The sequence below is a fragment of the Okeania sp. SIO2F4 genome (genome assembly GCF_010672385.1).
Taxonomy (GTDB): Bacteria; Cyanobacteriota; Cyanobacteriia; order Cyanobacteriales; family Microcoleaceae; genus Trichodesmium.
Window position 1 is genome coordinate 1 of the sequence record NZ_JAAHGT010000345.1, and the last position, 9197, is coordinate 9197.

General features: G+C 34.1%; 6 protein-coding genes and 1 pseudogene. 4 read left to right on the top strand and 3 right to left on the bottom strand.

Features of this window, described 5'->3' with window-relative positions:
- Positions 1 to 1180 precede the first annotated feature (1180 nt).
- The 3 genes from F6K22_RS20840 (at position 1181) to F6K22_RS20850 (ending at position 4416) form a co-directional block, all read left to right on the top strand.
- A complete protein-coding gene (locus tag F6K22_RS20840; protein WP_293102082.1) occupies positions 1181 to 1486 on the top strand; it encodes a BMC domain-containing protein in 306 nt (101 codons plus the stop codon).
- A 119-nt stretch (positions 1487 to 1605) separates the two neighbouring features.
- Positions 1606 to 1959: a carbon dioxide-concentrating mechanism protein CcmK gene (locus tag F6K22_RS20845; protein ID WP_293102085.1), complete on the top strand. Its 354-nt coding sequence runs from the start codon at positions 1606 to 1608 to the stop codon at positions 1957 to 1959.
- 1473 nt (positions 1960 to 3432) lie between these two features.
- Complete coding sequence (locus tag F6K22_RS20850) at positions 3433 to 4416, top strand: hypothetical protein (protein ID WP_293102088.1); 984 nt, start codon at positions 3433 to 3435, stop codon at positions 4414 to 4416.
- An 836-nt stretch (positions 4417 to 5252) separates the two neighbouring features.
- On the opposite strand, the gene F6K22_RS20855 is transcribed toward F6K22_RS20850, so the two are convergent.
- Complete coding sequence (locus F6K22_RS20855) at positions 5253 to 5891, bottom strand: transposase (RefSeq protein ID WP_293102091.1); 639 nt, start codon at positions 5889 to 5891, stop codon at positions 5253 to 5255.
- Between the two features lie 479 nt (positions 5892 to 6370).
- Between F6K22_RS20855 and F6K22_RS43115 the strand changes: the two are divergent.
- Positions 6371 to 6558 (top strand): annotated as a pseudogene (locus F6K22_RS43115) (zinc ribbon domain-containing protein); the annotation flags it as partial.
- A gap of 193 nt (positions 6559 to 6751) precedes the next feature.
- Here the strand turns inward: F6K22_RS43115 and phnL are convergent.
- Positions 6752 to 7486: a phosphonate C-P lyase system protein PhnL gene (gene phnL, locus F6K22_RS20865; protein WP_293102094.1), complete on the bottom strand. Its 735-nt coding sequence runs from the start codon at positions 7484 to 7486 to the stop codon at positions 6752 to 6754.
- A 418-nt stretch (positions 7487 to 7904) separates the two neighbouring features.
- Complete coding sequence (gene phnK / locus F6K22_RS20870; protein ID WP_293102097.1) at positions 7905 to 8681, bottom strand: phosphonate C-P lyase system protein PhnK; 777 nt, start codon at positions 8679 to 8681, stop codon at positions 7905 to 7907.
- Positions 8682 to 9197 lie beyond the last annotated feature (516 nt).

The window sequence follows — 9197 nt, forward strand, 5'->3', positions numbered from 1 at the left end:
CGCATCCTTAAAACTTTAACCTTTAGCGATCGCCTAATTTATGAAAAATACAGCTCATACAGTTACTTTTATGTTACATTATAAATATCTATGTAATATGTAAAGATGCCAGCGCTCATTGCTATATTTCCGATATGCTTGGTTTGGAGTTGGGAGGTTCACTCAAGAGACAAAAAATCATTGGTAGGGTTTGGGTTTGGTGACCAAACGCCTACGGGGCGTGAATTATACCGATACTACCGGATTTTATATAATCAGGAGTTACGCACTCAAACAAGAAACTAGGTTTATTACCCTAATTATTGTTGTTCAAATCAGGAAATTTCGTATGATATAGAATCCGGTTATATAGTATATGTTTATAATTCTATAATTACTTCAATCCCCCCATCCCCTCATCCCCCCATCTCGCCATCTCTGCCAACTATACAATAGGTATTCAACCGGATTTGATATGATAACCCGGTCTCTTCGTAATATCATGTCCGTTGGTATGGTCTCCTGTAAAGGCTAGTGTCTAATTGCCAAAATTAGTAATATTATTTGAAGTTGATTTCCTTTGATTTCCGGCTTTTTTCATTAGCCTAATAAATATATTAACTAATATAATTAGACACTAGGGAAATATCTACCATATTTAAGGTTTTTCCTTCTCTTAAAGCTTTTTCCTTCTTCATTCTTGATTCTTCATTCTTCCTTTTTCCTTACCTTCACGCTGACAATACCGATTCTACTGGACATGATATAAGTCCTAATAATATAATGTAAGGAATCAATTTTAAACAACATGAAAAAACAGAAATTTGAGTAAATTTATCACCAGTCTCTAAATATTCTAGAAAATATATATCCTGAGTATTATATGGATCAAATCTAAAATTTAAAATAAGATTACTATAGTTAATTTTTATTGATATTTTATTTAGCTTAATTCAGCTAATACCTTTCATAATATTTTCCCTATTTAAACGGTGAATATAGATGTTGATGTTAAGAATTCATTGGTAGCTTAAAAGCCTTTCCCTGTTACCTATTTCCTATTTAAACAAAGATATCAAAATAGATAAAAATGCTCATAGTCCAGGATAAATTATACCATTTTTATTAATTTATATATACAGCATTACCTATTGAGATTACAATTATATTAATTGATTGTTGATAGTGGAGGAAAGTTTCGATGCCAGAGGCGGTAGGCGTCATAGAAACTATTGGTTTTCCTAGCATTTTAGCTGCTGCAGATGCAATGGTCAAAGCTGCACGAGTTACATTGGTTTATTACGGTATAGCCGAAAGAGGCCACTTTGTAGTTGCAGTTCGGGGACCAACTTCTGAAGTTAATCCTTCAGTCCAAGCTGGCATTGAAGCAGCAGAAAAAGTCTATGGTGGTATAGTGGACGGTCATTATATTGTTCCTAATCCCCCAGAGAATGTAGAATCTGTATTGCCACTAGAATATACAGAAGTTAGCGAACAGTTTAGATGAGTTTTGTCCTAAATTCTATTATATTTTGGCTGAATAATAGTTTATTTCTGGCAGACATCTAAAATTTTTACAATTAATCCAAAGAATTAAATTCTTAACTGAAATTTAGGAGAGATAGAATGGCGCAACAAGCTGTTGGAGCACTAGAAACTAAGGGTTTTCCTGGTATTTTAGCTGCTTCAGATGCAATGGTCAAAGCTGGTCGAGTTACTTTAGTTGGTTATATTAGGGTTGGTAGTGCGCGGTTTACTGTTCAAATTAGAGGTGATGTTTCGGAAGTAAAAACTGCTATGGATGCAGGAATTGCAGCAGTGGAAAAAGTTTACGGTGCGACTTTGGAATCTTGGGTAATTATTCCCCGTCCTCATGAGAACATTGTGGCAGTTTTACCAATAGACTTTAATCCAGGTGTGGAAGAGTTCCGCCAACGAGTAGAAGGAGTAACTGTACCAGGGTTGCCTAATGGTAGGTAAGTTTTGATTAGCTAAATATCTACTAATCCTATTAATAACCGTCCACATGACTATTGTATTGGCAATAGTTATCCTCAGTATAATTTTAGTTAGTTTTAACTAAAAAAGCTTGTGGACGGTAAACATAAATATGAATTTAAGCAGTTAATTTTGATTTAGCTATCTGTGAGGCTTTAGCTAGTGGTTACTAGGTTTCAATAATTAATAATTAACAATTAACAATTAATAATTACCTCTTCTTTTTAAGAATAGGATTGGTTAAAAGGAATTTTTTTGTTATCTTGGTCGATTGGATATGGCGAGGAGACCTCGCCATCCCATCCTAAGGTCATGCTGCCTCTTGCCTCCTTTCCTTCGGAATGCTACGCAAACGGAGGAGCTGCCTCTTTCAGAGGAGCTGCCTCTTTCAGAGGAGCTGCCTCTTTCAGAGGAGCTTCGCTAACGCTAACGCTAACGCTAACGACCGCTTTTTTCTCCACGGCGAGTGAGAGGCTTTAAACCTTAATTTTTCGGTAATATCAAATCCGGTTGAATACTTAATTATATATAGCAATCATATTTCAGTTGTGAGATTTTAATGGTAATTAGGTAGGGGAGCTGTCGGTAGGGCGATGTACAGGTAGGGGAACCGTGGGATTCGCGACGTACAGAATCTAAAAGGATTTTGATTTATCTTAATTGTTCTTAAATATCTCATAAATCATTCTTGATTACTATAGTTGGGGGAGATTGAATATTGAAGTGTAGATAGAATTATAAACATATACTATATAACTAGATTCTATATAAAAGATTAAAATTAGGTACAATAAAATCAACTGTCATTGAATTAAAAGGGATATATCTTTAAATAATAAAGATATCCCAAAATCAATTAACTACAAGTATTAAAATAAAAAAAAAGTCAGAAGTGAACATTTTAGAGCTATTAAATGGGCTATTATTAAAATAATAAAAATGGTAATTTAGTAGCTTAAATTGAAGGTCTGCTAAAAAATATTATACCTACTATTGTCGGCATTTAAACATAAATCAATGGAATATTGAGTAAAAATAGTCACAATAAACAAAGACTATCCTACTGGCATAGTCTTTGTTTGTTTTAGATAAGTTCCCTATTTTCCCTACTTCCAACGTTGTCCTTAAGCAACAACATCTATATAGAGATGGGGTGGGCAAATATCACACTTACTTACTATCTTAGAATTAATATAGATCGTACTATTTGAATAAGTATTTGCTGAGAACTAATAACTGAAATGACATACCCTGTTCTCTATATCCCCCTTCCTTACCCTTGGAAAAGGGGAAACAAGATGATACAGCGCCTTTGATTTCTAAGGGGATAAGGCAAGAATGCTATTGCCTACAAAAACAGCGCGTTTAATATTCTCCGATCGAATTGGTATAACTTAAATATTGGCCTACCCGACTACTTTTCAATTCCTCATATTGAATCTTATATCTGAAGCTATGGACACCTGGATTATACAACTACACAACTCTACTAATGAAACGACTTTTTTGGTAATTACTGCCTTGATAGCAGTCATTTTTTGCTTCTGGTTTATTCCGACTGCTACAGATATGATGGTAAATTCTGCCGCAGGTTTAGCAGGTAAATATTTAGGCAAAGATAAACGCACTATAGTAATTAACTCTAGTACAAATAACCCAGAATTATTTCTGATGTTGCTATCACTAAGTCTTCGACGACTAGGTGGTATAGCAACTCCTTTAGGCTCAAATTTTGCCAATATTTATCTCATGTTTATTGTTGCGCCAATAATTGTTATTAGTAAATGGATATTTATTGGCAAAATATCTTATATCAAAAATTTTATCGAAATTTTTAACAAAGAAAGAATGCTGTTTTTATGGCATTTTTTCATGTCATTATCAATGTTTGCTTTTGCCACTACAGCTTACTGGTGCATTACGGGTGAATCAGAGTTTGCACCTTTACCAGAGGGAGTTAGTACCCGCACTTTGCCCTGGATATTTATTGGTGGTTTAATTTGTTTAGCAGGTGTGTTAGTTTTCTTCTTTTATGAAAAACAATTTAAGAACAAAAGACCAGAATTATTTGATGATATTAATGCAGATGATTATATAGCAAGTTGGTGGCAGTTTATTTTAGGAACAGGGTTATTAATTTTATTATGCTATATATTAAATACATTATTTATCGCTTGGACTGAAATTTATGATGATTTACTTAGTAAATTATTTGGTGATGCAGTTTTTGCCGGACTGCATTATTTTTTGGGAAGTTTAATATCATCCCTACCAGAAACAATTGTAGCTGTGAAAAATTATGAACGTTTAACTTCACCAGATTTGAATACTGCAATGGCATCTGCGAGTCAGTCAAATATGACGAATTTGGGAATAGGATTTTTGGGTAGTGTTTTAGCAAGTTTGCTATTGCTGATGGGTATAAATTATCAGTTGTAAAGTTAAAATATTGCTATTAATAGAGTAAATAAAACAATTTTTTGGGATTTTACTTTCAAAACATTATTGAAGCGAAACGCCCTATGGATAAAACTAACGCAAGTCAGAATAATTTTGCTAGTAATACTAATTATTATCCATGAAGACTACCACAAGGAAAGCTAAAAATTTAGGTTGAGAAGTAAGGGCAATTCATAAATTACTCCTCAAGTTCTGTTCTTCAATAATAAGATATCAAATAATATACAGCACTTTCGAGGATATGGAAGTTATCTGAAGACTGAAAAAAGGTAACTTTTACCGATCAAAAGGGAATCTGATTTTCGAGAATGGTTAGAATATTTTGGGGTTAAATATAGGAGATTGACTACTCCCCGGACTCAAGTCACGGGGATTCTAAGCAGATACTACGCAACAGGATAAATCCGTGTTGCTTCGTTTTTTCGCGCGCTGACCAAAGATACGCTCTCTGGGGACAAGTCAAAGTGCCCCTACACAGTCGGCTTAAGTTTAACCTTAGCTTTCTGCTTACTTTTGTGATTATATTTGCAGCCCCGTTACAGTCTGCATTAATTAACCAATTATTACTACTTCTATACAAACCACGCTTTATTCTCTTTCCTGACGGTTTCCAATCATCGGGTTTTTCACCATAATTAGGTAGATAGTCACCATCTAAAAATGAAGCAATACTTGTATAACTTTCCTCAGTTTCTATAAATATAATCCCATATTCAGAACATAATTGAGTTATTCTTTCTTTGAGTCTAGCTGTAGGAATTGGTACAAATTCTGAATTACTTTTTTTTCCTAATTCTATTTGATTTTTCTGACCTTTATTCCAACCAAAAACAATTGTACCAATAGAATTTTCGTGCGCAATGATTAATGACTATCCTGGCTGCTTTATTAATACCGTCACGCATTTGGCGGTTACGCTTTTCTGTAATTGCAGCTAGTTTATTTGACCAAAATCCTTGAGGCTGATTTTCTTTAATGGTTGATACTTGTTTATTGTACCAACGATTCATTGATTTAATCTGTTTCCCATCTACTATTAAGCTAGTATTTACATTGGATACACAGGTCAGCCAATTATTGACACCATGGTCTATTCCTAAGACATTTTCTTGATTTAATAGAGGTTTAACTATTACTTCTTTTTCATAAACAAATTCTTGGGTAAAACATCTATTTCTCGGTAATATTCTCAGTTCTTTGAGAGTAGAAAATGCAAGATTACTAGGCATTGGAATTAAAAAGCTATCTACTCCAAACCAGCGTTTACAGGTATTTCCTAGTTGTATTCTAATTTGATTATCTTTAAGCTTTAATGCTTGCTTGGGGTAACTTACTGTAGCCATTCCCCCTTTTTTTCTGTAGTTAGGAATCCTTGGTCTGTCTGATATTTTTCCTTCACGATAGGCAATAATAAGACCATAATAAGAGTGAAATGATTCAGCTACAGTTCTCAATATTTGTTGTGCTGAAGAGCGAATATAAAATTTTATAGTGATTGTTCTTTTTGTAGACCTTTTCTAAGTCATACTTACCCAGAGTTTTGTGAGACTTAAAAAATAATTGCCGACCATAATATATTCCCATGTTAGTGAGCTTGTGAGACTGTTCACACAAGAATGTTAAGATAGCAATTAATTCGGGATTTTTACCTACTAAAACTTGCTGACAAGAGTACATTTGAAAGGAGGTATAGACGGCTTACACCTAAGTAATTATAGCACAGGACTACTTTAGTTGTCTAGTCTAAACGACTCGGTTGTTTTCATCCCCCGGTTAAAATATGGGGGCTTTCAACGTGGCTTTTCAGTCAAATAAAACACATCTCCTTAAAATCCGACTCCTCGCCTTTCATCCATCGCTTAAAAGACGATGGCTTTCATGCTCCCGTGTTATTTAGGTAACTATTGCTGTGCCTCCCCATAATACCAGTTAAAATTGTTCTAACTGTGGTGAAAAAGTCCCCAAGTCTCTATCAACAAGAACTCATATTTGTCCTCACTGTAAATATACCAAAGATCTAGACATAAACCCAGCAATTAACATTCTTAAAAAAGGACAAGTACGTCAGGGCATACCAAATCTCAAGCTTGGGGACAGAGAGTCTCTATCCTAGTTGGTTGAGACCTGCTAGGACAAGTTTCCTCTATGAACCAAAAATCATCACTTATAACGCACCAGTGTCTAATTGCATAAATTAATATACTTATTGAGCTAAGAAAAAAGCTTCAAATCTAAGGAAATAGAGAAAAAAATAATATTACTAACTTTTGCAACTAAAAACTAGCGTTTAACGTTGGGAGCGTGAATCCGAGAATTAGTCAAAAGTAAGTTCTTTTGTAGAAACTCTTAATCTTACTTCTTCATCGTGAAAAATTCCGATCAAACCACAACCATTAGCTTTGGATTTTTCTAATAGTTCAATTACTATTTGACGATTCACAGAATCTAAGGCTGAAGTTGGTTCATCTAATAATAAAATTGGATAATTAACTACCAGCGCTCTAGCTAGATTAACTCGTTGTTTTTCTCCTCCAGAAAAAGTAGTGGGGGAAAGATGCCAAAGACGTTTTGGTAAATTCAATATCTCAAATAATTCTGCTACTTTTTGATAGGCTATTTCTGGCTTTATTCCTAATTCTAATAAAGGTTCTGCTGCTACTTCTAAAGCTGGCACGCGAGGAATTACTCGTAAAAATTGACTGACATAACCAATAGTAGTTTTGCGTACTTCTAAAATTTCATGGGGTGCTAATTTAGGAAGGTCAACCCAGGTAGATTTATGCTTTACCAAAACTGAACCTCGATCGACTCGATAGTTACCGTAAAGGCAACGCATAAATGTAGATTTTCCTGAACCAGATTTGCCGGATAAGGCAATACATTCTCCTGCTTTTAAGTCGAGAAAATGATTTTTCAATACTGATAATTTGACTCCGCCTTGGTTGTGTAAAGTAAAGCTTTTTTCAATAGATTCTGCTTTTAATAGTAGAGAAGTTTCTGGGAAACTATTTTCTTGTTGATGATTTTGTTTGAGGAATTGAATACTCATAATAAATAAAGTCAGAAGCTTCAAGGAAGAAGGAGGAAGTGAATAATTAGATGGGGATATCTGAAAGTATCCTTTGAGCTACGTTGCTAGGAATTGAATACTCATAATAAATAAAGTCAGAAGCTGCAAGGAAGAAGGAAGAAGTGAATAATTAGATGGGGATATCTGAAAGTATCCTTATAAATAAAGTAAGAAGCTTCAAGGAAGAAGGAGGAATTAGATGGGGATATCTGAAAGCATTCTTTGAGCTACAAAGTCCAACCACTTTTAAACACTGCTAGTAAAGCTAAAGAACTGCTCGAATTCATTTCAGATAGATATCTCTATCATTTTACCCTCGCCTTTTTTTGAATATTTACTCCTTCTCTACTAGATAACTAAATTCTTGTTCCTTCTTCCTTCTTCCCTCTTTCTTAATTTAAGGAATTAAAGTTGCACTAACTAATTGTTGAGTATAGGAATGTTGAGGGTCATCTAATACTTGGTCTGTTAATCCTGACTCAACAATTTGCCCATTTTTCATTACTAATAAACGGTGAGCAAGTAATCTAACTACCCCTAAATCATGGGTAACTAAAATTACGCTTAACTGGAGATTTCGCACAAGGGAACGAATTAAATCTAATAAACGAGCTTGTACTGAAACATCTAAACCTCCGGTTGGTTCATCCATTAATATTAACCGAGGTTTTGTGACTAAAACACGAGCTAGTTGTAACCGTTGTTGCATCCCTCCAGAAAACATTTTTGGTAAATCATCTATCCGGTTAATATCTATTTCTACTTGGTTTAACCAATAAGCAGCTTCTTCTCGAATTTTTCCATAATTTTTTACTCCTATATCCATTAAACGTTCGCCAATATTTGCTCCAGCAGTTACGTTCATTCTTAATCCATCACGAGGATTTTGTTGGACAAATCCCCATTCAGTTCTTCTTAATAAACGACAATTGGTTTCTGATAGTTTTGGCACTGTTAATATCTCTCCATTAGAAGTAGTATAAGTGATATTTCCGTTATCAATAGGTATGTATCTACCAATGGCATTTAATAGAGTAGATTTCCCGGAACCAGATTCTCCTACTATTCCTAAAACTTGGGCAGGATAGAGATTGAAGGATATCTGGTCGCAGGCTTTTATATTGCCATAATACTTACTCAAATTTTCTACATTTAACAATGGTTTTAATGTCATTATTTGTCTAATTTTTTTTTCGGTAATAGCTTTTGCTCGATGCGATATTTTTATGAAAATAGTTTAATGAAGTGTAAGTATTGCCACTCCGTGCAAGTCAAAATTTATCAGTTAAAAGTCTTGATTTGGTAAGGCCGATATGATTTTGTAACTGGTGGTTAATTTTCACTAGGCTGTACTAGCTAGATAAAATTAAATAGAAATGTTTGTGATTAGGAATAAGAAATTCGGATTAAACAATGTCTATAATTTTAAGGGGGAAAGTTGGAGGATGGATTAGATGCAAAATCAGAGAAAATTGGTATTAATAACCCTTAACCATAAACCAGATTAAACCAAAAGTTATAACAATAAAATTTACTATAGCAATTCGATTTTATTTGTAATATCTTGGTGGTAGTTATGATTCAGGAGTCATAATTTCAAAGGTTTTTAGTTCAAATTAACTATTATAGCAATTCCTATACTGGTGAGGTACAAAATTTTAGGTTTGAGGGAACACTTAACTGGGAACAG

Bases quoted from the DNA above. Each gene is read 5' to 3' on its own strand.
- F6K22_RS20840 (WP_293102082.1), top strand. From the start codon at position 1,181: ATGCCAGAGGCGGTAGGCGTCATAGAAACTATTGGTTTTCCTAGCATT.
- F6K22_RS20845 (WP_293102085.1), top strand. From the start codon at position 1,606: ATGGCGCAACAAGCTGTTGGAGCACTAGAAACTAAGGGTTTTCCTGGT.
- F6K22_RS20850 (WP_293102088.1), top strand. From the start codon at position 3,433: ATGGACACCTGGATTATACAACTACACAACTCTACTAATGAAACGACT.
- phnL (WP_293102094.1), bottom strand. From the start codon at position 7,486: ATGAGTATTCAATTCCTCAAACAAAATCATCAACAAGAAAATAGTTTC.
- phnK (WP_293102097.1), bottom strand. From the start codon at position 8,681: ATGACATTAAAACCATTGTTAAATGTAGAAAATTTGAGTAAGTATTAT.